Genomic DNA, 23,231 nt, shown 5'->3' on the forward strand with positions numbered 1-23,231 from the left:
GGACAGCATAAGCTGGTGCCGTGGATCCCATGATCATCGCCGTCGTCGCCTGCCTCATCGGCTTGTCGCTGGGGGCATTCGGTGTGCTCGCCTTCAGGGCGAGTGAAAGCCAGCGCCGGCTCGTGGACATCGACTTCGAAGAGCCCATCCTGCCCAGCGGTTCCGCCGAAGTGCTGGCAGTCCTTGGCCGTGCTTTTGTTGTGGTGGACGCGATTGACGGCGTGGTTCGGGCCAGCCCTGCTGCATATGCGTACGGCCTGGTGCGCGGGCATACGGTAGTACACCGTGAACTGCTGGATATGACAGCAGGCGTCCGCCGTGACGGCGTCATCCTTGAGAAGCAGCTGGAGCTCCCGCGGGGTCCCTTGGGCCAGGGGACCATCATTGTGCAGGTCCGCGCAGCCATGCTGGGCGAGGAATATATAGTCCTGCTGGCTGACGACCGCACGGAAATCACGCGGACCGAGCAGATCCGCAACGACTTCGTGGCCAACGTGTCACACGAACTCAAGACTCCCGTCGGCGCGATCTCCCTGCTGGCTGAGGCCCTGGAGTCCTCCGCTGACGACGAAGAGTCGGTCCGCCGCTTCGCCAAGCGCATGCATAAGGAATCCTCACGCCTGGCGGCCCTGGTCCAGGACATCATCGAGCTCTCCCGGTTGCAGGGCGCCGGCCTGGCGCAGCAGGGCCAGCCGGTGGACATCAACGCCGTCATCACTGAGGCCGTGGACAGGTCCCAGCTGCCGGCCGAAACCAAGAACATCGAGATCGTCATCGGCGGTAAAACAGACGCCAGGGTGTACGGCGATCCGGATCTGCTGGTCACCGCACTGCGTAACCTCATCGACAACGCCATCCGCTACTCCCCGGAGAACACCACAGTGGGAATCGGTGTGCGGGCCAAAGACGGCCTGATTTCCGTTTCGGTCACTGACCAGGGCGAGGGCCTCACTCCTGAGGACCAGGAACGGGTGTTTGAACGCTTCTACCGCGTGGACGCAGCCCGGTCGCGTCACACGGGAGGCACAGGCCTGGGCCTCAGCATCGTTAAGCACGTGGCCTCCAACCACGGCGGCGAAGTGACTGTCTGGTCACAGCCAGGCCAGGGGTCAACTTTCACCCTTCGACTTCCGGAGATGGAGGGGCAGGAACAGCCAGAGCCCGCTCTCCGGCCAGGGCACCGCGGTGCCGACCACCGATCAGACGCCCACGGCGTCCATGAACAAGGAGCTAGCGCTTGAGCAGGATTCTTATTGTTGAGGACGAGGAATCATTCAGTGATCCGTTGTCCTATCTGCTGGGCAAAGAAGGCTTCGAGGTGGAAGTGGTGGACAACGGGCTGGACGCCATCACTGAATTCGACCGCAATGGTGCAGACCTGGTTCTCCTTGACCTGCAGCTCCCCGGGCAGTCCGGCACTGAAGTCTGCCGGCAGCTGCGCCAGCGCTCCACGGTCCCGGTCATTATGCTCACGGCCAAGGACTCCGAGATCGACAAGGTGGTGGGCCTGGAGCTCGGTGCCGACGACTACGTCACCAAGCCCTATTCATCACGGGAGCTCGTAGCCAGGGTGCGTGCCGTACTGCGCCGGCAGGGTGAGCCTGAAGAGCTGGTTTCCTCAACGGTGCAGGCAGGTCCGGTCCGGATGGACATTGAACGGCACGTGGTCAGCGTGGGCGGCGAGCACGTCTCGCTGCCGCTGAAGGAATTCGAGCTGCTGGAAATGCTGCTGCGCAACTCGGGCAGGGTCCTGACACGGGGCCAGCTGATCGACAGGGTGTGGGGCTCGGACTACGTGGGGGACACCAAGACCCTGGACGTCCACGTCAAGCGGCTGCGGAGCAAGATCGAACCGGACCCCTCGCTTCCGCGGTATCTGGTGACGGTCCGGGGACTCGGCTACAAGTTTGAGCCGTAGGCGGCTGCGCACATAAAAGAGGAGGAGTTCCCGCTGGGAACTCCTCCTCTTTATGTGGTTTCGGCTGGCTAGTGGCCGGCTGAAGCGCTCTCGGTTGCGTGCGGGTCAGCGGATTCGGTGCTGGACCCGGTGGGGGAGGCAGTTTCGGTGGGGGTGCTGCCTTCAGGCAGGTACGGCTGGTATTCGGGCAGGGTGCCGTCAACCACCGGAACGCGGACCGTCTGCTCCACGTTGGTGGCGTCCTCGACGACCTTGACGTCAACCAGGGAACCCGGGATATCGCCCGTGGTGTCCAGGATGGCCTCGTCGGCGCTCTCGTTCAGGAGGGTGTGGGACTTTGCCGGCACCGGAATCTGGGTTTCGGAGCCCTCGGCACCGGTGATGGTCAGCTTCACGTCTTCGGAGGACGAGTTGTACACGGCGCCGATGACGCGTCCGGGCTCGTCTCCGCCGGTGGAGACGATCAGGATGTTGCGCAGCTGCAGGGGCCCGACGTCGGCACGGATGCCATCCGAGGAAGAGTACTGGTGAGTGGTCTGCTGGGGGTTGATGTAACCGCAGCCGGCCACGGACAGGAGGCTGATGCCAAGGGCGGCTGTTGCCATGGCAACCTTGCCGCGCCCGGCCCGGGTCATCGCAGTGAAACGCACGTCACGTACTCCTCGAGAGTCTTGGAACATTATTCAGCCATAGCCTATCTGCAAACGGCCTTAAACGCGGATTCGACGAGGTCATACAGCCCTTGGCAGGGCATGCCGCATGCACTATTATCTGCGTTCGTCAAGGGGGTTGAGGGGGTGGATTCTGGCCCATTTCCGCGTATTTCCGGGGTTCTTGGGCCCATCCCGGGCCAGTCGTATGCCTGAATCGTGATAAACTGGTCTGCGGGAAAGGGGATATGTCCACATGGTATTTGAGGTCGGCGAGACAGTAGTTTACCCTCACCACGGTGCTGCAAAAATTGAAGAAATCAAGATGCGCACCATCAAGGGCGAAGAGAAAATGTATCTCAAGCTCAAAGTGGCCCAGGGTGATCTGACCATTGAAGTTCCAGCAGAAAACGTTGACCTTGTTGGGGTCCGTGACGTGGTGGGCAAGGAAGGCCTGGAGCACGTATTTGACGTTCTCCGCGCCGAGTTCACCGAAGAACCCACCAACTGGTCACGCCGGTACAAGGCAAACCTTGAAAAGCTTGCTTCCGGTGACGTCATCAAGGTAGCGGAAGTTGTCCGCGACCTGTGGCGGCGGGATCACGATCGCGGCCTCTCCGCAGGGGAGAAGCGGATGTTGGCCAAGGCCCGGCAGATTCTGATTTCAGAATTGGCGCTGGCTGAGAAGACTGACGAGGAAGCTGCGGCAAACGTCCTCGACGAGGTATTGGCCTCCTAAGAATTGAACCCCGGTTGCGCGTAGGCGCGGCCGGGTTTCTTTTTGCCCAACTGACTGGCACTTAACGTCCCCAAACGGCGGGGACGTCAAGGGGTCGATGCAACACGTGCGGCTTATGCCGCGGTTTGTTCGAGTAGTTTAGCCATTCGGTTCGCTGGTGTGTCCAGGTCCAATGTGGGCCTGGGCCGCTGGTTGAGCATTTGGGCTATGTTGGCGAGGTCCTCGGCCGTATGGGTGCTTAGGTCTGTGCCTTTGGGGAACCAGTGACGAAGCAGCCTGTTGGTGTTTTCGTTCGTTCCGCGCTGCCATGGTGAATGCGGATCACACAGGTAAACCGGGGCATTGAGTTCCATCCGGATCCTGTCGAACTGGGCTATTTCCGTTCCACGGTCCCAGGTAATTGACCGGCGCAGGTGCTCGGGAAGAGCCCCCATTTCCCGTAGCATCGCCGCAGTAACGGACTCGGCAGTGTGATCGATGGGTAAATGCAGCAAGATCACGAACCGTGTGTTCCGTTCGACCAGGGTTCCTATCGCCGAGCCGGAGTCCTTGCCGATAATCAGGTCACCTTCCCAGTGGCCGGGTACTGCCCGGTCCGCGGCCTCGGCGGGGCGTTCACTGATCGTGAGTGCATCGCTGAAACGCTGCCGCTTCCCTCCGTCCCTGACTGATTCCCGGGACTTCCGGGCCTTGCGTTTGAGAGACTGAGCATCGCAGTAAGGTCCTTGCGGAGCTGGCCCCGGGACTGGACATACAGGCACTGATAGATCGTCTCGTGGCTGATTTGCATGCTTCTATCATCAGGGTGCTCCTGCCGCAGCGTCTTGGCGATCAGCCAAGGACTCCACCCCTTCTTGAGCTTGGACTCGATCTCCTGTGCCAAGTCAGAGCCAACGATCTTGAACGCCTTTGGCCGGCGGGCCTTGTGCAGGGCATTCTGCTGAGCCAACCGGGCCCGATACACACCATCCGGGCCGGTATTACGGCGCAGTTCCCGGCAGACCACCGAACGGTGCCGTCCCAACCCGGAAGCAATCTTCGTCTGAGAATCACCGGCCTTGATTCCTGCCTGAATCGAGATCCGCTCGTCCAAATTCAGCGGATGCCCAGGACCAGAGGGTCCCTCGCTACCCACAAGGACATCAATGCCACCCACACGGCCCCGGCTAAGGTTCATGCCCCCAGCCTGCCGCCACCACCTCGGGCCGGCCTCTCGTGACACTCCCACCACCAGACAAGCCGCAGACATCGACATCCCCGAAGCCACTAACTCAATCAAACGCTCCCGAACCACGCGCGGCACACAACGACCATCGACCACAACAACACCCCCTTCAGTAAGGTGTTGCAACGACCGATGGACTCCGCCCGCGTTTTGGGTGCATCAAGTGCGAGTTAGTTGGGTGGGGCGGCGGGTGTTGGGCGTCGTAGGCTTGGGCGCATGAGTACTGACAACCTAGCGGCCGCCGGGTCGAACGGATCCGCTGATCATCCGCGCCCGGTGATGGCTGCCATTGTGGTGGCCGCAGGATCCGGAGAACGCCTCGGCTACGGCATTCCGAAGGCACGCGTCCCTTTGGGCGAGGTCAGCATCCTTACCCATGCGCTGAGGGGCGTTGCCGCCGCAGGAATCGTACGCCAGATCTGCGTGGCGGTCCCGGGAGATGACCCGGTACTTGCCAGGATCTGCCAGGAGTTCGCGGACGAACTGCGCGACGAAACGGACCAGCCGGACGGCACCCTGGCCAACCCTTTGGTGACAGTGGTCGACGGCGGAGCCACCCGCCCGGATTCGGTGCGGTCCGCGCTGGCAGCCGTCCTCGAGGGAACTGACGCCGTGCTGGTGCACGATGCCGCGCGGGCACTGACGCCCGAGAACGTTTTCAAAAGGGTAGCCGATGCCCTCGCGGCCGGTGCCACCGCCGTCATCCCCGCGGTACCGGTAGTGGACACCATCAAAACGGTGACCACTGCCTCCGGAACCGCGGACGCCGCCGTCGCGCCTGAAGTGGTGACGGGAACGGCTGCGCGTGAGGAACTGCGCGCGGTCCAGACCCCCCAGGGATTTGCCCTGAAGACGCTGCTCCGCGCCCATGAATCTGCGGCCCTGCTGGATGACGCGCAGGCCGCGGCCATCACTGATGACGCCATGCTGGTGGAGTCCATGGGTGAACCGGTGTACGTGGTCCGCGGCTCCACCCAGTCCCTGAAAATCACCACCCCGCTGGACCTGATCATCGCCGAAGGACTCCTGGAAGGTCCTCTCGGAGCCCGCTGGGTGGAAGGCTGACAATGAACGGAACCCCCATGATCCTGCCCCGCACCGGAATCGGCGTCGACGTCCATGCCTTCGCCCCTGAAGACCAGCCCCGCCCGTTGTGGCTGGGCGGACTGCTGTGGGAAGGCGAACGCGGCCTGGCCGGGCATTCCGACGGCGACCCCGTGGCCCACGCCGCGGCCGACGCCTTGTTTTCCGCATGTGGGATCGGGGATCTTGGGACCCACTTCGGCACCGACCGCCCTGAATTCGCCGGGGCATCAGGTGTCACGTTGCTGACGGAGGCTGCGCGGATCGTGCGGGCGGCCGGCTTTGAGATCGGCAACATCGCCGTCCAGTTTGTGGGGAACCGGCCCAAGTTCGGTCCCCGCCGGGAAGAGTCCCAACGGATCCTCAGCGACGCAGCCGGCGCACCGGTCAGTGTCTCGGCAACCACCAGCGACAGCCTGGGGTTCACCGGCCGGGGCGAGGGCATCAGCGCCATCGCTACCGCCCTGGTCTACCCGTCCGGCCACTGAACATGCGGCGCCGCTGCCATCCCGCCACCGGCAGTGGCATCGGCTAATCTGGAGCGGTGACCCTGCGCTTTTACGACACCGCATCCGCCGAAGTCCGCGACTTCGTTCCCCTCGTGCCCGGCAAGGCGAGCCTGTACTACTGCGGTGCCACGGTGCAGGGCAAGCCGCATGTGGGGCACATCCGCTCGGCCGTTGCTTTCGACCAGCTCACCAGGTGGCTGGAGTTCCGCGGCCACCGGGTCACAGTGGTCCGCAACGTCACGGACATTGACGACAAAATCCTCGCTAAGTCTGCGCAGTCGTTTGAGTCCGGCTTCCAGACCGGTCCCGGAGAGGTCGCCCAGGAAGAGTGGTGGGCGCTTGCCTACCGCTACGAGCAGGAATTCCTGAAGGCCTATGACACCTTGGGCGTCTCCCGGCCCACCTACGAGCCCCGCGCCACCGGCCACATCCCCGAAATGCATGAGCTCATCCGGCTGCTGATCGACCGCGGCCACGCCTATCCGGCGCTCGATGACTCCGGTGACGTCTACTTCGATGTCCGGTCCTGGGACAAGTACGGTTCCCTGACACGGCAGAACATCGACGACATGCAGGGCGCCCCTGACGCGGACCCCCGGGGCAAGCGGGATCCCCGCGACTTCGCGCTCTGGAAGGGCTACAAAGAGGGTGAGCCGACGACGGCACGCTGGGATTCGCCGTGGGGAGCCGGCCGCCCGGGCTGGCACCTGGAATGCTCCGCGATGGTCACCAAGTACCTCGGCACCGAATTCGACATCCATGGCGGGGGCCTTGACCTGCGCTTCCCGCACCATGAGAACGAGATGGCCCAGTCCCAGGCGGCGGGCCACGGCTTCGCCAACTTCTGGATGCACAACGGCATGGTCACGTACCAGGGCGAAAAGATGTCCAAATCCATTGGCAACACCATCAGCCCGGACGAGATGCTTCAGCTCGCGTCACCGCGTGTAGTCCGGTACTACCTGGGCCAGGCACATTACCGCTCCATCCTGGACTACCAGCCCACGTCGCTCCAGGAAGCAGCTGCCGCCGTCGAACGCATTGACGGCTTCCTCGCCAAGGCACGGGGCCGGCTCGGCTCTGACTTCGGCTTTATCGCCGGCCAGTTCGGACACTCAACCGAGGCCTTCACCGCTTTTTGCGAAGCCATGGACGATGACCTCAACGTCCCGCGGGCCTTGGCCTCGATCCATGAGACAGTCCGCGCCGGGAATACCGCCCTGGCAGACGGCGATGACGAGGCAGCCAGCCATGCAAGGAACGCGCTGGTCATCATGACCGGGGTCCTGGGACTGGACTCGACGGTGGATACCAACGCAGGCGGCAGCAAGGAAGCAGCGGCACTCGATGTCCTGGTGGAAGCCCAGCTCGAATCCAGGGCCAAGGCGCGCGCCAACAAGGACTGGGCTGCTTCGGACGCTATCCGGGACACGCTGAAGGCTGCCGGAATCGTCGTCGAGGATGGCCAGGACGGCGCCACCTGGAGCCTGCAAAGGGACTGAACCCCCGATTTAACTTGAGTCAGTAGACTGGTATGCAGACTCAGTCAAACAATCAAGGGTGGATTTCTCATGGCCAACAACGGTCGCCGATCGGTTAAAGCAAAGAAGGGCCCCACGGTCGGAACCGGTGGCCACGGCCGCAAGGCTCTTGAAGGCAAGGGCCCCACGCCCAAGGCCGAGGACCGCCCCTACCACAAGGCCCACAAGAACAAGCAGCTGGCCGAGCGCTCGGCTGCCAAGCGCTCCCCGGGCGCCCGCAGCGCCGGTGCCGGCCGTTCGGGCCCCAAGGGCCGCGCTACCGAGGAAGTCGTCACCGGCCGCAACTCCGTGGTGGAAGCCCTCCGCGCCGGCATCCCGGCCAAGGCTCTGCACATCGCCATCCGCATCGAAATGGATGACCGCGTCAAGGAATCCCTGAAGATCGCGGCCGAACGCGGCATCCCGCTGCTCGAAACCGGCAAGCCGGAACTGGACCGCATGACGGACGACGCCGTGCACCAGGGCCTGGTCCTGCAGATCCCGCCGTACGAGTACGAGGACGCCTACGAGCTGGCCGAGCAGACGGTGGAGAAGTGGAAGAAGGGCTACATTTCCAACGCCCCCATCTTCGTCGCCCTGGACGGCATCACTGACCCCCGCAACCTCGGCGCGATCATCCGCTCCGTCTCCGCGTTCAGCGGCCATGGCGTGATCGTTCCGGAACGCCGTTCCGTGGGCGTCACGGCCTCGGCCTGGAAGACCAGCGCCGGCGCAGCAGTCCGTGTTCCCGTGGCCCGCGCCTCCAACCTGAACAACGCCCTCAAGCAGTTCAAGCACATGGGCATCTACGTCCTGGGCCTGGACGGCGACGGCGACGTCTCACTGCCTGACCTCGCCCTGGCCACCGAGCCCGTCTGCATCGTGGTGGGTTCCGAGGGCAAGGGCCTCAGCCGCCTGGTCCGCGAAAACTGCGACCAGATCGTCTCCATCCCGATCGACTCCGCCATGGAATCGCTCAACGCCTCCATGGCCGTTGGCATCTCCCTTTACGAAGTCTCCCGGCAGCGCGCAGCCAAGTAGCCGCAGCCAGGCAGCCGCTAGAAGCTGCGCCGGTTCGCCAGGACCGGAAGGGCCTGGCGGGCTGCCTTCACTACTGCGGGATCCAGGTCTGCGAACAGGAGGCCCGGGGCGCCGTCGAGCTCTTCCAGCACCTCCCCGAAAGGGGAGACGACGGCGGAATGGCCCACCCCGGTGGGGGAGCCTGGCTTGACGACGGCCCCTTGACTGGCCGGATCTCCCTGGCCGCAGGCCAGGACATAGCTGGTGGAGTCCAGGGCCCGGGCCCTGGACAGCAGCCGCCACTGGTCCACTTTTCCGGGTCCCGATGCCCAGGAAGCGCACACAATGTTCACGTCCGCTCCCTGGAGGGCGTTGGCGGTGAAGAGGTCCGGGAAGCGGATGTCGTAGCAGGTGGCCAGGCCAAAGGTGAGGCCGCCGACGTCGAAAGTCACCGGGGCAGTGCCCGGATCCACGGTGTCCGATTCCAGGAACCCGAAGGCGTCGAAAAGGTGGATTTTGTCGTAGTGTGCCTCCACTCCCGGCCCCGTTGCCAGGAGGGTGTTGCGGACCTTGGCGGTCCCGGCGTCCGAAGCGCGTCCCGGGGTGAACATCCCGGCCACCACCACGATGTCCAGCGCGGCGGCGATCGCGCGTACCTTAGACGCCCACGGGCCGTCCAGCGGCTCCGCGATGTCCGTCAGCGAGTGGCCAAAGGCCCGCATAGTGGCTTCCGGGAACAGCACCACGGCAGCACCGCCGGCTTTTGCCTGGCCTGCGACCTCTTCGAGGCGGGCCAGGTTTTCCGAGGTGTCGCGGCCGGAAATGATCTGGGCAAGGGCTACCCGCACGGGAACCTCCACTTCCTGTAGTTCCCTCCAGTATGCCCCGGACGCTGCGCCCGTGCCCTACGTCATATAGCCGGAGAAACCGCATTACCAGGGCTGGCGACTAATATTTGACTAATGGTCATGCCGCTTCTTGAAACAGCTTCCACCGTGGACGCCTCCAAGGCCCTTCCGCTCGGTGTCAGCGTCCCGCGCACGGGCAACCCCGCGCTGGACGAGTCCCGGCATGCCTCGGTGAACGTTGCTGTGTACGCTCCGCGGGTGGACCGGCTGGAAGTCGTGTACCAGGCTCCGGACGGTGAATGGCAGAGCAAAAAGCTGCCCAACATCACCAACGGCGTGCATCACGGCATTGTCACCGGCTTCCCGGTTGGCACCCGGTACGGCTTCCGTCCCACCTCCAAAGAAGAGACGTTGCCGTTGTCCTTTCCCACGGTGGATCTTGACGACGACGGCGGGCAGCCCCTGCTGCTGGACCCCTACGGCCGCGCCGTGGATGAGCATGAGGGCTTCCTCACCAGCGTGCGGATGTCCAGCGATTTCGACTGGGGCGATGACGAACGGCCCCGCCTGCACTGGCGCAACACCATCATTTACGAGGCCCATGTCCGAGGCCAGAGCATGCTGCACCCGGAGGTTCCGGAGGAGCTGCGTGGCACGTATGCCGGCATGGCGCACCCGGCCATCATCGAGCACCTGAAGAGCCTGGGCATCACCACTGTCCAGCTGCTTCCCGTGCACTTCCACCTGGACGAGCCGCACCTGCAGAACCTGGGCCTGACCAACTACTGGGGCTACAACACGGCGGCCTTCTTTGCCCCGCACGGTGCGTACGCCAGCAAGGCCGCCCGGGATGCGGGGCCGCAGGCCATCCAGGACGAGTTCAAGGGCATGGTCAAGCTGCTCCATGCCGCGGGCCTCGAGGTGGTGCTGGACGTGGTGTACAACCACACAGCAGAAGGTGGACCAGACGGCGGGACCCTGAGTTTCCGCGGCCTCGGCGAGGACAAGTACTACCGCACCGACGGCAACGGCCGGTACCAGGACACCACCGGGTGCGGAAACAGCATGAACTTCGGCGAACCCAGGGTGGTGCAGCTGGTGCTGGATTCCCTGCGCTACTGGGTGGATGAGTTCCACATTGACGGCTTCCGGTTCGACCTCGCCGTCACCCTCTGCCGGAACGCAGCCAACGAGTTCGATCCCCGGCATCCTTTCCTGGTGGCCATCGCAGCGGATCCCGTCCTTTCCGACGTCAAGCTGATCGCCGAGCCCTGGGACGTCGGCTACGGCGGCTGGCAGACCGGGCAGTTCCCTCCGGGCTGGGTGGACTGGAACGATCACTTCCGCGACGCCATCCGTACCTTCTGGGTAGCGGACCGCGGCGCCATCGACGCCGGCGGCCACGGAAGCTCAGTAGCCCGGCTGGCGGACGCCCTGTCTGGCTCGGCAGGACTGTTTGAAGCTTCGGGCCGGTCCAGGCTGGCTTCCGTCAACCTCATCACGGCCCATGACGGCTTCACCCTCGCGGACCTCACGGCCTACGACCGCAAGCACAACGAGGCCAACGGCGAACAGAACCGGGACGGCCACGGCGACAACCGCAGCTACAACCACGGTTTCGAGGGCCGCAGCGAGGACGAGAACATCCTGGCCAAGCGTGCCAGGACCCGCCGCAACCTGATGGCGTCGCTGATGATCTCGCTGGGTGTGCCCATGATCACCGCCGGCGACGAACTGGCGCGCAGCCAGCAGGGCAACAACAACGCCTACTGCCAGGACAACGCCATTACCTGGCTGGACTGGACCCCCACCACCGAGTCGCAGGCTATGCTGCGCAGCACCAAGCGCTTCATCAGGCTCCGCAAGGAGTTCCTGGCCGGCCAGCCGCATGATTACCCTTCGCGGGACGAGCAGTCCTACATGTTCTGGTATGGCGCAGATGGCAAACCCATGTCTCCCGAGCAGTGGAATGATTCGAACCACCGCCTGGTCCAGCTCCTGCTGGGTGCGGAAAACGGCATGGTGGCCGGGCTGGTGGTGATCAACGGCGGGGACAAGGACATTCCGATCACCCTTCCGGACGTCCTCAACGACGCCGGTGATGCCAGCCGCAGCTTTGAACTCCGGCTCACCACGGCGGACACCCATGAGGAGCGGCAGGGCACTGTTGTGCAGGCCGGCGGCGCGGATGTGGCCGAGGCCTACTCCATCACCATCTACCGCACCTGAACCACCCGGCCCCAGCGGAAGTTACTTAAGTGCGCAGACTGATTGTTGCTGTCCTCATCCTGGTGGCGGCGGTGGCCCTGTCCCTGGTGGCCACCCAGGGAACCAACGACGCCGGCACCCAGGCGGGTGCCCCGCAGTCGAACACTTCCGCCCCGGCAAGCGTTGGTACAGGCGCCGGCTCCAAGAGCACCGCGCCGTCAGGCAAGGCTGTGCAGAACCCTTCCGGCCTTCCCGAGGTCCGGGAGTCCGAACTGCCTCCTGAAGCCCGGGAGACGCTGGAGTTGATCCGCGACGGCGGGCCGTATCCGTACCGCCAGGACGATGAAAACTTCGGCAATTTCGAACGCATCCTGCCGCGCCGCGCCTCTGGCTACTACCGCGAATACACGGTGGAAACGCCCGGCTCGGATGACCGGGGCGCCCGCCGGATCGTGGCGGGCCAGGATGGCGAGAAGTACTACACCGCAGACCACTACGAATCGTTCCGGTTCATCGCAGAAGGCAGCTGACCCACCATGAAAATCTACTCCGCCGATACCTGGACCGACGAGGAACTGCTGGAGCAGGTCAGCGACGCCGGGCGCCGCAGCCTGCTTATTCCGGCGGCAGAGACCAAGCGGTCGCTGCTGGAAACCTTCGGCGAGGTGCTGGGATTCCCGGAGCACTATGGCGTGAACCTGGACGCCCTCAACGATTCCCTGCACGACTTCGCAGATTCCATCGCTGACGGCGGCCTGGAACCTGTCACCATCCTGTGGCAGGTTCCGGCCGCGTTCCGCTCAGACCGTTCATTCGGGGTGTTTTGCGAGGTGCTCCAGGACGCCGAGAACTACGCCGGCAATGACCTGGCCGTGGTGGCCGTCTGCCTGTAGCGCCCGGGCCACAGGCCGGCGGGCAAATACAGGCAGACGGCTGCGGTCAGGCGTTGACGATCAGCCCGAGCTCCGCCTTGGATGCCAGGGCTTCGTGGCGGGGAAGGACACGCACGGTGTAGCCAAAGGAACCCGAGCGGTCGATCAGCAGTGAACCGGTGAACAGGTGCCGGCCGTTGCCCAGGTCCTCCAGCGGCTTGAGCTCCAGGAGGGTCACGTCATCGAGCTCGTCGCTGTCGCCGGCGCGGCCGAAGGCAACTTCGACGGCCACGTCGTCAGTGGACAGGGAGTTCAGGGCAACGTAGGCGTTCACGTGCAGGGTGTCGCCGATCTGCGGATCCTCGGAAACGCCGAGCGAATCCACGTGTTCAACGTGGACGTGCGGCCAGGCCTCACGGACCTTGCTGGTCCAGGAGGAGAGGTTGCGTGCCTGCTCAAAGCCGTTGGCCACAGCCTTGCGCCCGGCAGCAGCCGCGGGACGGTACAGGGTGTTGACGTAGTCGTGCAGCATACGTTCCGCGGACACCGCCGGTCCCAGGTTGGCCAGCGTGTGCTTGATCATCGAAACCCAGTGCGTGGGGACGCTCTCGTCGCCGCCGGTGGAAGGTCCGGCAGCTCCCGCAGAATCCGTGACGGTGGCCCCGTAGAACCGCGGCCCAACCTGGGTTTCCAGGAGTTCGTACAGCGCGGCTGCCTCGATGTCGTCCCGTTCCTCAGGGGAGGCATCGTTGTTGGCAGTGGGGATGGCCCAGCCGTTCTCGCCGTCGTACATTTCATCCCACCAGCCGTCCAGCACTGACAGGTTCAGCGAGCCGTTCAGGGCCGCCTTCATGCCGGACGTGCCGCAGGCCTCCAGGGGGCGCAACGGGTTGTTCAGCCACACGTCGCAGCCTGGGAAGAGGGTCCTTGCCATGGCGATGTCGTAGTTGGGCAGGAACGCGATCCTGTGCCGTACTTCGGGATCGTCGGTGAAGCGGACCAGTTCCTGGATCATTTTCTTGCCGGCGTCGTCCGCGGGGTGGGACTTGCCGGCGATCACCAGCTGGATGGGATGGGTGGGGTGAAGGAGCAGCGCGCGCAGGCGCTCCGGATCACGCAGCATCAGGGTGAGGCGTTTGTACGTGGGCACGCGCCGGGCAAAACCGATGGTCAGTACGTTGGGATCCAGGACGTTGTCCGTCCAGGCGAGTTCCGCGTCCGCGGCGCCGCGCTTCTTCCACGCTGCCCGGAGCCGGCGCCGTACGTCCTCTACCAGGGCAGTACGCATGTCCCGCCGGAGGCACCACACCTCCTCGTCGCTGACGTTGTAGGCGAGGTCCCAGCGGCCGTGGGACTCGGCGTCGCCACCGAACTGCTTGCGGGCAAGGTCGGAGATCCTGTTGTCCACCCACGTGGGCACGTGCACGCCGTTGGTGACTGACGTGATGGGAACTTCGGACTGGTCAAAGCCAGGCCACAGTGCCGAGAACATTCCACGGGACACCACACCGTGCAGCTTGGCCACGCCGTTGGCCCGCTGGGCCAGACGCAGGCCCATAACGGCCATATTGAAGACGGACGGGTTGCCGCCTTCGAAGTTTTCCCGTCCCAGGCCAAGGATCCTGTCCACCGGCACGGCCGGAGCCAGTCCGGCCTGGAAGAAGTGTTGGATCTGCGCGATCTCGAAGCGGTCGATTCCGGCGGGCACGGGGGTGTGGGTGGTGAAGACGGTGGAGGCGCGGCCCGCGGCCAGTGCTTCATCGAAGGTCAGCGCCTGGTCTCCGGCCATCAGTTCCTGGATGCGTTCAATGCCCAGGAACCCGGCGTGGCCCTCATTGGTGTGGAAGACCTCAGGGGCCGGTGAGCCGGTGAGCTCCTGGTAGACCCGCAGTGCCTTGACCCCGCCCATGCCCAGCAGCAGTTCCTGCTGCAGCCGGTGGTCACCGCCGCCGCCGTACAGGCGGTCCGTGATGTTGCGGGCGGCGTCGTCATTGCCCGGAACGTTGGAGTCCAGCAGCAGAAGGGGCACACGTCCGACGTCGGCACGCCAGATCCGGGCCAGCAGCCGCCGGCCGTTGGGCAGGGGCAGCGAGATCTGGATGGGGGAGCCGTTGCCGTCCTCTGATGGTTCGCGCAGAAGCGTCAGGGGCAGGCCGTCCGGATCAAGGACCGGGTAGGTTTCCTGCTGCCAGGCGTCCCTGGACAGGGACTGCTTGAAGTAGCCGGCCTGGTAGAGGAGTCCCACGCCGATCAGCGGCACGCCCAGGTCCGAAGCGGCCTTGAGGTGGTCGCCCGCCAGGATGCCAAGCCCGCCGGAGTACTGCGGAAGCACCTCGGTGATGCCGAATTCCGGAGAGAAATAGGCAATGGAAGCCGGAGCGTCTTCACCCAGCCCCTGGTACCAGCGCGGCTGCTCCAGGTAACGGTCAAGGTCCTGCGCCGCTTCCTGGACCCTGGCCACCACGTCCGGATCGTCCGCCAGCTGGTGGAGGTCCTCGCGGCTTACCAGCCCCAGGAACGTCACGGGATCATGCTCGGCTTCGGCCCAGATCCTGGGGTTGAGCCCGGCGAAGAGTTCGCGGGTGGGCCGGTGCCATGACCAGCGCAGGTTGGTGGCCAACCTGGCGAGCGGCCGGATCGGCTCGGGGAGGACAGTGCGGACAGTAAACCTGCGGATAGCCTTCACCTGCGACACAGTAACGGACAAGGTGGACGGCAGGAACAGCATTTGGTTTCTTTTTGGTAAATGACGGGTACAGCACCATTAACGGCACTGTACGGGCGTCAGCGGCGCCTGTGCGCAACGTGAAATGAAAATAATGAGAGGGCTTCGCAATCTCCGGATTTTGTCGCTAAGTTCGAGATGTGACGACTAACGGAGTTCATGTACGCCCGGAAAATCAAGTGCCGGGGGAGCGAAAGTCTGCAAGGCCTGCGTCGGGGGGTGTGACTTCCGGCCTGCGGTTTGGGCGGTTTCCGATCACCGCGGTGCAGCCTGTTGTCGAGGACGGGAGGTTTCCCGCCAAGGCCGTGCCGGGCGAGGCCATCACCGTCGGAGCAACGGCATTCCGCGAAGGCCATGACCAGCTCGGCGTCAGCGCTGTCCTGTTTGATCCGCAGGGCGTGGAACGCCAGTGGGTGCGCCTGCGTCCGCCGCGCGGCGAACGCGGCCTGGGCACCGACCGGTGGGAAGGCCTGCTGGTTCCCGGCGATCCGGGTGACTGGTCCTTCGCCATTGAAGCCTGGCATGACCGTTACGGGACCTGGCACCACAACGCAGAAGTGAAGGTCGCTGCGGGGATCGACGTCGAGCTGATGCTCGCCGAGGGTGCCGCCCTCCTGGCCGAAGCAGCTGACGACGCCGGCCGGGACGAAGCTGACCAGCTCACCCTGCGCCGGGCTGCTGATGCGCTCGCTGACGAAAGCCGCACGGCAGGGGAACGGCTGGCAGCCGGCTTCGCACCCGAGGTGGCTGCCGCCGTCGAACGCCTTCCCATCCGTGAAATGGTGACCACGTCCCAGCGCTATCCGCTGCTGGTGGAGCGCGACCGGGCCGGGCGCGGTTCCTGGTACGAATTTTTCCCGCGCTCTGAGGGCGCGGTGTTCCACCCGGAAAGGGGGACGTGGACGTCCGGCACTTTCCGCACGGCGGCAAAGCGTCTTGATGCTGTAGCGGAAATGGGTTTTGACGTCCTGTACATGCCGCCCATCCATCCCATTGGCGTGCAGCACCGCAAGGGTCCGAACAACACCCTGGTGGCCGGCCCCCATGACCCCGGATCGCCGTGGGCCATCGGTGCGAAAGAAGGCGGCCACGATTCCATCCACCCGGACCTCGGCACTTTTGAGGATTTCGACGCCTTCGTGGCGCGGGCCAATGAACTCGGCCTGGAGGTGGCCCTGGACCTCGCACTGCAGGCGGCTCCTGACCACCCCTGGGTGGAATCGCATCCGGAATGGTTCACCACCCGGATCGACGGCAGCATTGCGTACGCGGAGAACCCGCCCAAGAAGTACCAGGACATCTACCCCCTGAACTTCGACAACGATCCCGAGGGCCTCTCCCATGAGATCCTCCGCGTTGTGGAGCTCTGGGTCAGCCACGGTGTACGGATTTTCCGAGTGGACAACCCGCACACCAAACCGGTGTGGTTCTGGGAATGGCTGATCCAGACCGTCAACGCAAAGACCCCGGGTGTGGTGTTCCTTGCCGAGGCCTTTACCCGCCCGGCCATGATGCATGCCCTGGGCCGTGCGGGGTTCCAGCAGTCCTATACCTACTTCACGTGGCGGAACACCAAGGAAGAGCTGGAAAGCTACTTCACCGAAGTCAGCCATGAGAGCCCCGCGTTCTTCCGGCCCAACTTCTTCGTCAACACCCCGGACATCCTGACGCCCTACCTGCAGTTCGGCGGACCGGGTGCCTTCCGGATCCGCGCTGCGCTCGCCGCCACGGCCAGCCCGCTGTGGGGTGTCTATGCAGGCTTCGAGCTCTTTGAACACGTGGCCCGTCCGGGTGCCGAGGAATACATCGACAATGAGAAATTCGAATACAAGGCGCGTGACTGGGAGGGTGCTGCACGGTCAGGCCGCACGTTGGCACCGTACCTGACACGGCTCAATGAGATCCGCAGGGCCCACCCCGCGCTCCTTGACCTGCAGAACCTCACTGTCCATGCCAGTACCGATGACTCCACGGTGGTGTATTCCAAGCACAAGACCCTGCCGGACGGCTCCAAGGACACGATCATCGTTGTGGTGAACGTGGACCCGCATGGCGCCAGGGAAAGCACAGTCACCCTGGACCTAGCGGCCCTCGAGCTGGACCAGGCGGACCTGACTCCCAGCGGGCACTTCCGCGTTGATGACCTCATCACCGGCCAAAGCTGGGAGTGGGGCACTGACAACTACGTCCGCCTGGACCCCCATGCAGAACCTGCCCACATCCTGAGCGTGAGGAGAACGCGTCCGTGAGCTTTAATCCGCCGGGCTCCAGCCAGCACTACACTCCCAAAAACACCTTCGAGCTGAACGCTCCAGGCCTCCCGCATGACCCGCTGTGGTACCGGAAGGCCGTGTTTTATGAAGTGCTGGTCAGGGCCTTCGCGGATGGCAATGGGGACGGTTCCGGGGATTTCATCGGGCTCATCGAGCAACTGGACTACCTCCAGTGGCTGGGCGTCGACTGCCTGTGGCTGCCGCCATTCTTCCAGTCCCCGCTGCGGGACGGTGGCTATGACATCTCCGACTACAACTCCGTCCTGGACGAGTTCGGCACCATCAGCGACTTCAAGCGCCTGGTGGCTGAGGCCCACGCCCGCGGCGTGCGGGTCATCATCGACCTCCCGCTGAACCACACCTCGGACCAGCACCCGTGGTTCCAGGAATCCCGGCGCGACCCCGACGGTCCGTTCGGCGACTTCTACGTGTGGAGCGACACCGACGAGAAATACCAGGACGCCCGCATCATCTTCGTGGACACCGAGGAGTCCAACTGGACGTTCGATCCGATCCGCAGGCAGTTCTTCTGGCACCGGTTCTTCAGCCACCAGCCTGATCTGAACTTCGAAAATCCCAGGGTCATTGACGCCCTCTTCGATGTTGTGCGGTTCTGGCTGGACCAGGGCATCGACGGGTTCAGGGCGGACGCCATTCCTTACCTTTTCGAGGAGGAAGGCACCAACTGCGAGAACCTGCCCGCCACCCACCACTTCCTGCAGGACCTGCGCCGGATGGTGGACGAGAACTACCCTGGCCGCGTGATCATCGCCGAGGCCAACCAGCCGCCGAACGAAGTGGTGGAGTACTTCGGCACCGAAGAGGAGCCGGAATGCCACATGGCCTTCCACTTCCCGATCATGCCGCGCCTTTACTACGCGCTTCGGGACCAGAAGGCCGCTCCCATCATCGAGACCATGGCCGAAACCCCGGCCATCCCGGCAGGGGCCCAATGGGGCACCTTCCTGCGCAACCACGACGAACTGACCCTCGAGATGGTCACCTCCGATGAACGTGCCGCGATGCTGGGCTGGTACGCACCGGACCCTCGGATGCGTGCCAATATCGGCATCCGGCGCCGGCTCGCACCGCTGCTGGATAACTCCCGCGCCGAGATCGAACTGATCAATGCGCTGCTGTTGTCCCTGCCCGGCAGCCCGTTCCTGTACTACGGGGACGAGATCGGCATGGGGGACAACATCTGGCTCGATGACCGTGACGCCGTGCGCACGCCCATGCAATGGAACCCGGACCGCAACGCCGGATTCTCCAAGGCGGACCCGGGGAAGCTGTACCTCCCGGTCATCCAGTCGCTGGTCTACAACTACAACATGGCCAATGTGGAGGCAGAGTCCGCCCATTCGGGTTCACTGCTCCGCTGGACCCGCCAGATCCTCAGTGTCCGGAAGAACCACCCCGCGTTCGGACTGGGGGAGTACAAGCACATAGAAGCAGACCACGACGCCGTCCTGGCGTACCTGCGCGACCTTCCCGCCGGCGCCGTGGCCAACGAACCCGGCGAGACCATCCTGTGCGTCTTCAACCTCTCCCAGCACCCAGTCGCAGCCACCTTGAAGGTTCCGGAATTCGGTGGCCGCGGACTGCGGGATGTCTTTGGCGGCCAGCCGTTCCCGGGAATCCGCGAGGACGGCAGCCTGACCCTGACACTGGGCAGCCACGACTTCTTCTGGCTGCGCATCCGATCCGCTGCCTCCAACCCGGCGTCGCCCTATACGCAGGCCATGCCTGTGCTGTCCATCGAGGGCTGAGTCATGCCGGCCGCCCTTGATCCCGCCCTTGAAAGCCTCCTGCGCTCCTGGCTGCCCCGGCAGCGATGGTTCCCCGTTAAGTCCCCGCAATTCGGACTGTCCCGGGCCGGGGGATTCACCCTGCCCGGCGCCGAAGGCGTGGAACTCGAAGTCCTCCTCCTGTCAGTGGAATCCACCAGCGCCGGGGCCGCAGTCCGGCGCGACGTGGTCCAGGTACCGCTCAGCAAGCATCTGTCCACGTCGGCCGCTCCGGCGAAGGCGTTGGTGGGCGAGATGCCGGCTCCCGACGGCGGCCCGCTCTGGGTCTACGACGCCGTCCACGATCCCGTCTTCATCGCTGCGTGGCTTGACCTGATGCGGCCCGGGAGCGCGTCAGGTCCAGCTGCCGCCGGCGCTCCTGGTGCGGCTGCTCCGGCGCCGGTTTCCGGCCACCGCAGCTTCGCGGGGCCGGCACTCCCCGCCGCGGCAACCACTGTCCGTGTCCTGTCCGGTGAGCAGTCCAACAGCTCTGTGATCGTCGACGACGGTGCTGCCGCCACCATTATCAAGTTCTTCCGGGTGCTCTCCGAGGGCGAAAACCCCGAAGTCGGCGTTGGGGCCGCCCTTACCGCTGCAGGGTGCAGCGAAGTCCCGGCCACCATGGGCTGGGTCCGCGGCCAGTGGGAGGCTTCCGACGCCCAGGGGCAGGCGCACCAGGCCGAAGGCGAACTGGCCGTGGCCCATGAGTTCCTCGCCGGCGGCCAGGACGCCTGGCGGCTCGCCGTGGAAGCCGCCCGGGACGGCCGGGACTTCAGCGCGGAGGCCCGTGAACTTGGCGCCGCTACCGCAACGGTCCATGTGCGGCTCGCGCAGGCCTTGGGCCAAACCAGCGAAGCAGTCCCCGGCCGGGACATCGCAACTGCAGTAGCCCGGCGGGTCCGCGAGTACTGGCGGGAGGCCGGTTCCGCCGTCGGACCCTACGATGAGGCCCTTGGCGGCCTCCTGAAACGTATTGAAGGGAGCCCTGCCGGTCCGCTTCAGCGGATCCATGGCGACCTCCACCTTGGCCAGATCCTCAGGGTGGCAGGAGCGGACGGCGCCCCGGACCGCTGGGCAATCCTTGATTTTGAAGGTGAGCCGCTGCGCCCCGTGGCCGAACGCACAGCCCCCGACGTCCCCCTGCGCGACGTTGTGGGAATGCTGCGCTCCTTCGACTATGCGGCCGGCGCCGCGGAACGGGAGGGCCAGGGCCGCCGTGTCCCCGAACTCTGGGTGGATTCCTGCGCCGAGGCGTTCATTGCGGGCTACACCGCCGTCACACCCGGAACCATAGACCGGACCTCGCCCCTCTTTGTGGCATTGTGGCTGGACAAGGCTCTCTACGAAGTGGTCTACGAACTACGAAACAGGCCGGGCTGGTTGGCGATTCCAGTGAATGCGTCCAGGCGGCTCCTTGGCGGTACAGGCTCCGGCGACCAGCCGGAAGCAGCAGCGGAAGGTGGAACTATGACCAGCTCAGCACCGGCGGAAAAACCGCGGGAGCCGATTAGCGTTGACCCGGACACACTGGGACGGGTCGCCAATGGTGAACACCACGCACCGCACTCCGTCCTTGGCGCGCATCTGGACAACCACGGCCACGTGACCATCAGGACCGTCAGGCACCTGGCTGCTGCCGTGTCCGTGGTGACAGCCGACGCCGTCGTTCCCATGGTCCATGAAGCGCACGGTATCTGGGTGGCCGTGATGGATGCGCCGCAGCCCGGCCATGTCCCGGACTACCGGCTGGAAGTGACCTACCAGGGTGTCCCGGCAGAGACGTTCGATGATCCCTACCGCTACCTGCCCACCATCGGCGAGCTGGACATGCACCTGATTGGTGAAGGGCGGCATGAAAAGCTCTGGGAAGTCCTGGGCTCGCACGTCCGGCACTACAAGTCATCCCTCGGTGATGTGGATGGCGTGTCGTTCGCAGTCTGGGCGCCCAACGCACAGGCAGTACGCGTCAAGGGTGATTTCAACGCCTGGGACGGCCGCGAGCACTCCATGCGTTCGCTGGGCTCCTCGGGCATCTGGGAAGTCTTCCTCCCAGGCGTTTTAGCAGGGGCGTGCTACAAGTTCGAGATCAAGACCCGGCATGGCAACTGGGTGGAAAAAGCCGACCCCTTGGCCTTTGGCACAGAGGTTCCGCCGCTGACGGCATCCAAGGTGGTGGAGCCGCAGTACGTCTTCCAGGACGAGGAATGGATGGAAGCCCGGGCCGCCAGGGATCCGCACAACTCGCCCATGAGCGTCTACGAAGTGCACCTCGGTTCGTGGCGGCTTGGCCTGGGTTACCGCGAACTGGCCAAGGAACTGGTGGACTACGTCCAGTGGCTGGGCTTCACCCACGTTGAGTTCATGCCGGTGGCCGAGCACCCCTTCGGAGGCTCGTGGGGGTACCAGGTCACTTCCTACTTCGCCCCCACCTCGCGGTTCGGGCACCCGGACGAGTTCCGCTACCTGGTGGATTGCCTGCACCAGGCCGGAATCGGCGTGCTCCTCGACTGGGTGCCGGCGCACTTCCCGAAGGATGCCTGGGCCCTGGCTCAGTTCGACGGCGAGGCCCTGTACGAGCACTCGGATCCGCAGCTTGGCGAGCACCCGGACTGGGGCACGCTGATCTTCGACTTTGGACGCACCGAGGTTCGTAACTTCCTGGTGGCCAACGCCCTTTACTGGCTCGACGAATTCCACATCGATGGCCTACGCGTGGATGCCGTTGCTTCCATGCTCTACCTGGACTACTCGCGTGAGGCGGGGCAGTGGCGGCCCAACAAGTACGGCGGGCGGGAAAACCTTGAGGCGATATCCTTCCTCCAGGAAGTCAACGCCACCGTTTACAAGACGCACCCGGGTGCCGTGATGATCGCGGAGGAGTCAACGGCGTTCCCTGGCGTCACGGCTCCCACCAGCCACGGCGGCCTGGGGTTCGGCCTCAAATGGAACATGGGCTGGATGCACGACTCCCTGAAGTACGCTTCCGAGGATCCGGTCAACCGCAAATGGCACCACGGAACCATGACGTTCTCCCTGGTCTACGCGTTCACGGAGAACTTCCTCCTGCCCATCAGCCATGACGAGGTTGTCCATGGCAAGGGTTCGATGCTGCGCAAGATGCCCGGAGACCGTTGGCAGCAGCTCGCGAACCTCCGTGCTTTCCTGGCTTTCCAGTGGGCGCACCCAGGCAAGCAGCTGATCTTCATGGGAACAGAGTTCGGCCAGGAAGCCGAGTGGTCCGAACAGTACGGCCTGGACTGGTTCCTCGCCGACATTCCCGCACACCGCGGCATGCAGCTGCTGACCAAGGATCTCAACGAGGTCTACAGTTCCACGCCTGCGCTCTACGCCAAGGACAACGAGCCTGCCGGCTTCCAGTGGATCAATGGCGGCGACGCTGACCGCAACGTATTGACCTTCATCCGTTGGGACGGTGACGGAAACCCGCTGGTTTGCGCGGTGAACTTCTCTGGAAGCCCGCACCACGAGTTTGCCCTCGGCGTACCGGTGGCAGGGGAGTGGGTGGAAGTCCTCAACACGGACAACACCGTTTACGGCGGCTCGGGTGTGTTGAACGTTGGGTCCCAGGTTGCGGCCACACCCGGCGTCGATGGCCAGCCGGCCTTGCTGACGGTAAGCCTCCCGCCGCTGGGTGCCGCTTACTTCAAGCCCGTTGTTCCGGGTGACTCAGAGCCTGCGGTTCCCACGGTCTAACGGGGATCGATGGGGCCGCCGGTCCTGTCCTCTACCTGCGATACCCCACTCCGGGGAGGCCAATTGGCACTCCCCGGAGAGTGGTGGTAGAGTTTATTTCCGCGCTGCTCCCCGGAGTCAGTCGGTAGGAAGATCCGCTG

16 protein-coding genes and 1 pseudogene are annotated in these 23,231 nt (G+C 64.6%); 13 read left to right on the top strand and 4 right to left on the bottom strand.

What is annotated here, in order from left to right; genetic code table 11:
* Positions 1–29 precede the first annotated feature (29 nt).
* Both ACPJW8_RS03640 and ACPJW8_RS03645 read left to right on the top strand, forming a co-directional pair.
* Positions 30–1,241, top strand: a complete 1,212-nt coding sequence (locus tag ACPJW8_RS03640) for a sensor histidine kinase (RefSeq protein ID WP_330188319.1) — start codon at positions 30–32, stop codon at positions 1,239–1,241.
* Entirely contained in the window at positions 1,238–1,918 is a 681-nt protein-coding gene (locus tag ACPJW8_RS03645) for a response regulator transcription factor (RefSeq protein WP_330188310.1), read from the top strand. Before ACPJW8_RS03640 ends, ACPJW8_RS03645 begins: the two co-directional genes overlap by 4 nt.
* A 68-nt stretch (positions 1,919–1,986) precedes the next feature.
* On the opposite strand, the gene ACPJW8_RS03650 is transcribed toward ACPJW8_RS03645, so the two are convergent.
* Positions 1,987–2,553, bottom strand: coding sequence for a hypothetical protein (locus tag ACPJW8_RS03650; protein WP_425256449.1), 567 nt, complete (start codon positions 2,551–2,553; stop codon positions 1,987–1,989).
* A gap of 271 nt (positions 2,554–2,824) precedes the next feature.
* Here ACPJW8_RS03650 and ACPJW8_RS03655 point away from each other — a divergent pair, with 271 nt between their 5' ends.
* Positions 2,825–3,307 (top strand): CarD family transcriptional regulator, encoded by a 483-nt coding sequence (locus tag ACPJW8_RS03655; RefSeq protein ID WP_330188312.1) that lies wholly within the window; start codon positions 2,825–2,827, stop codon positions 3,305–3,307.
* 113 nt (positions 3,308–3,420) lie between these two features.
* Here ACPJW8_RS03655 and ACPJW8_RS03660 read toward each other — a convergent pair.
* Positions 3,421–4,628 (bottom strand): annotated as a pseudogene (locus tag ACPJW8_RS03660) (IS30 family transposase).
* Between the two features lie 120 nt (positions 4,629–4,748).
* Between ACPJW8_RS03660 and ispD the strand changes: the two are divergent.
* From ispD to rlmB, 4 genes are all read left to right on the top strand, one after another.
* Complete coding sequence (ispD, locus tag ACPJW8_RS03665) at positions 4,749–5,597, top strand: 2-C-methyl-D-erythritol 4-phosphate cytidylyltransferase (RefSeq protein WP_330189619.1); 849 nt, start codon at positions 4,749–4,751, stop codon at positions 5,595–5,597.
* A gap of 17 nt (positions 5,598–5,614) precedes the next feature.
* Complete coding sequence (ispF, locus tag ACPJW8_RS03670) at positions 5,615–6,103, top strand: 2-C-methyl-D-erythritol 2,4-cyclodiphosphate synthase (RefSeq protein ID WP_330189629.1); 489 nt, start codon at positions 5,615–5,617, stop codon at positions 6,101–6,103.
* 56 nt (positions 6,104–6,159) lie between these two features.
* Positions 6,160–7,626, top strand: coding sequence for a cysteine--tRNA ligase (gene cysS / locus ACPJW8_RS03675; protein ID WP_330189620.1), 1,467 nt, complete (start codon positions 6,160–6,162; stop codon positions 7,624–7,626).
* A gap of 69 nt (positions 7,627–7,695) precedes the next feature.
* The gene (gene rlmB, locus ACPJW8_RS03680) at positions 7,696–8,685 is read left to right on the top strand and encodes a 23S rRNA (guanosine(2251)-2'-O)-methyltransferase RlmB (protein WP_330189621.1); all 990 of its coding nucleotides are present in this window, start codon (positions 7,696–7,698) and stop codon (positions 8,683–8,685) included.
* Between the two features lie 17 nt (positions 8,686–8,702).
* Here the strand turns inward: rlmB and ACPJW8_RS03685 are convergent, their stop codons facing one another.
* On the bottom strand, positions 8,703–9,512 hold the full coding sequence (locus ACPJW8_RS03685) for a carbon-nitrogen hydrolase family protein (protein WP_330189622.1): 810 nt from the start codon (positions 9,510–9,512) through the stop codon (positions 8,703–8,705).
* Positions 9,513–9,626: 114 nt separating this feature from the next.
* Here ACPJW8_RS03685 and glgX point away from each other — a divergent pair, with 114 nt between their 5' ends.
* The 3 genes from glgX to ACPJW8_RS03700 are packed head-to-tail and all read left to right on the top strand — an operon-like array spanning position 9,627 to position 12,613.
* Positions 9,627–11,741, top strand: a complete 2,115-nt coding sequence (glgX, locus tag ACPJW8_RS03690; protein ID WP_330189623.1) for a glycogen debranching protein GlgX — start codon at positions 9,627–9,629, stop codon at positions 11,739–11,741.
* Positions 11,742–11,770: 29 nt separating this feature from the next.
* Entirely contained in the window at positions 11,771–12,250 is a 480-nt protein-coding gene (locus ACPJW8_RS03695) for a ribonuclease domain-containing protein (protein WP_330189624.1), read from the top strand.
* A 6-nt stretch (positions 12,251–12,256) separates the two neighbouring features.
* Complete coding sequence (locus ACPJW8_RS03700; RefSeq protein WP_330189625.1) at positions 12,257–12,613, top strand: barstar family protein; 357 nt, start codon at positions 12,257–12,259, stop codon at positions 12,611–12,613.
* 46 nt (positions 12,614–12,659) lie between these two features.
* On the opposite strand, the gene glgP is transcribed toward ACPJW8_RS03700, so the two are convergent.
* Complete coding sequence (gene glgP, locus ACPJW8_RS03705; protein WP_330189626.1) at positions 12,660–15,278, bottom strand: alpha-glucan family phosphorylase; 2,619 nt, start codon at positions 15,276–15,278, stop codon at positions 12,660–12,662.
* Positions 15,279–15,496: 218 nt separating this feature from the next.
* On the opposite strand from glgP, the gene ACPJW8_RS03710 reads away from it, so the two are divergent.
* From ACPJW8_RS03710 to glgB, 3 genes are read left to right on the top strand one after another with little or no spacing between them, the layout of a single operon-like run.
* Positions 15,497–17,566, top strand: coding sequence for an alpha-1,4-glucan--maltose-1-phosphate maltosyltransferase (locus ACPJW8_RS03710; RefSeq protein ID WP_330189630.1), 2,070 nt, complete (start codon positions 15,497–15,499; stop codon positions 17,564–17,566).
* Positions 17,563–19,359 (top strand): maltose alpha-D-glucosyltransferase, encoded by a 1,797-nt coding sequence (gene treS, locus ACPJW8_RS03715; protein WP_330189627.1) that lies wholly within the window; start codon positions 17,563–17,565, stop codon positions 19,357–19,359. Before ACPJW8_RS03710 ends, treS begins: the two co-directional genes overlap by 4 nt.
* Positions 19,360–19,362: 3 nt before the next feature.
* The gene (glgB, locus tag ACPJW8_RS03720; RefSeq protein ID WP_330189628.1) at positions 19,363–23,091 is read left to right on the top strand and encodes a 1,4-alpha-glucan branching protein GlgB; all 3,729 of its coding nucleotides are present in this window, start codon (positions 19,363–19,365) and stop codon (positions 23,089–23,091) included.
* Positions 23,092–23,231: the final 140 nt, after the last annotated feature.

The sequence above is a fragment of the Pseudarthrobacter sp. J47 genome (assembly GCF_049810315.1).
Lineage (GTDB): Bacteria > Actinomycetota > Actinomycetes > Actinomycetales > Micrococcaceae > Arthrobacter.

Coding starts and splice junctions, on each gene's coding strand:
- ACPJW8_RS03640 (WP_330188319.1), top strand. CDS start 30: ATGATCATCGCCGTCGTCGCCTGCCTCATCGGCTTGTCGCTGGGGGCA.
- ACPJW8_RS03650 (WP_425256449.1), bottom strand. CDS start 2,553: ATGACCCGGGCCGGGCGCGGCAAGGTTGCCATGGCAACAGCCGCCCTT.
- ACPJW8_RS03655 (WP_330188312.1), top strand. CDS start 2,825: ATGGTATTTGAGGTCGGCGAGACAGTAGTTTACCCTCACCACGGTGCT.
- ispD (WP_330189619.1), top strand. CDS start 4,749: ATGAGTACTGACAACCTAGCGGCCGCCGGGTCGAACGGATCCGCTGAT.
- ispF (WP_330189629.1), top strand. CDS start 5,615: ATGATCCTGCCCCGCACCGGAATCGGCGTCGACGTCCATGCCTTCGCC.
- rlmB (WP_330189621.1), top strand. CDS start 7,696: ATGGCCAACAACGGTCGCCGATCGGTTAAAGCAAAGAAGGGCCCCACG.
- glgX (WP_330189623.1), top strand. CDS start 9,627: ATGGTCATGCCGCTTCTTGAAACAGCTTCCACCGTGGACGCCTCCAAG.
- ACPJW8_RS03700 (WP_330189625.1), top strand. CDS start 12,257: ATGAAAATCTACTCCGCCGATACCTGGACCGACGAGGAACTGCTGGAG.
- glgB (WP_330189628.1), top strand. CDS start 19,363: ATGCCGGCCGCCCTTGATCCCGCCCTTGAAAGCCTCCTGCGCTCCTGG.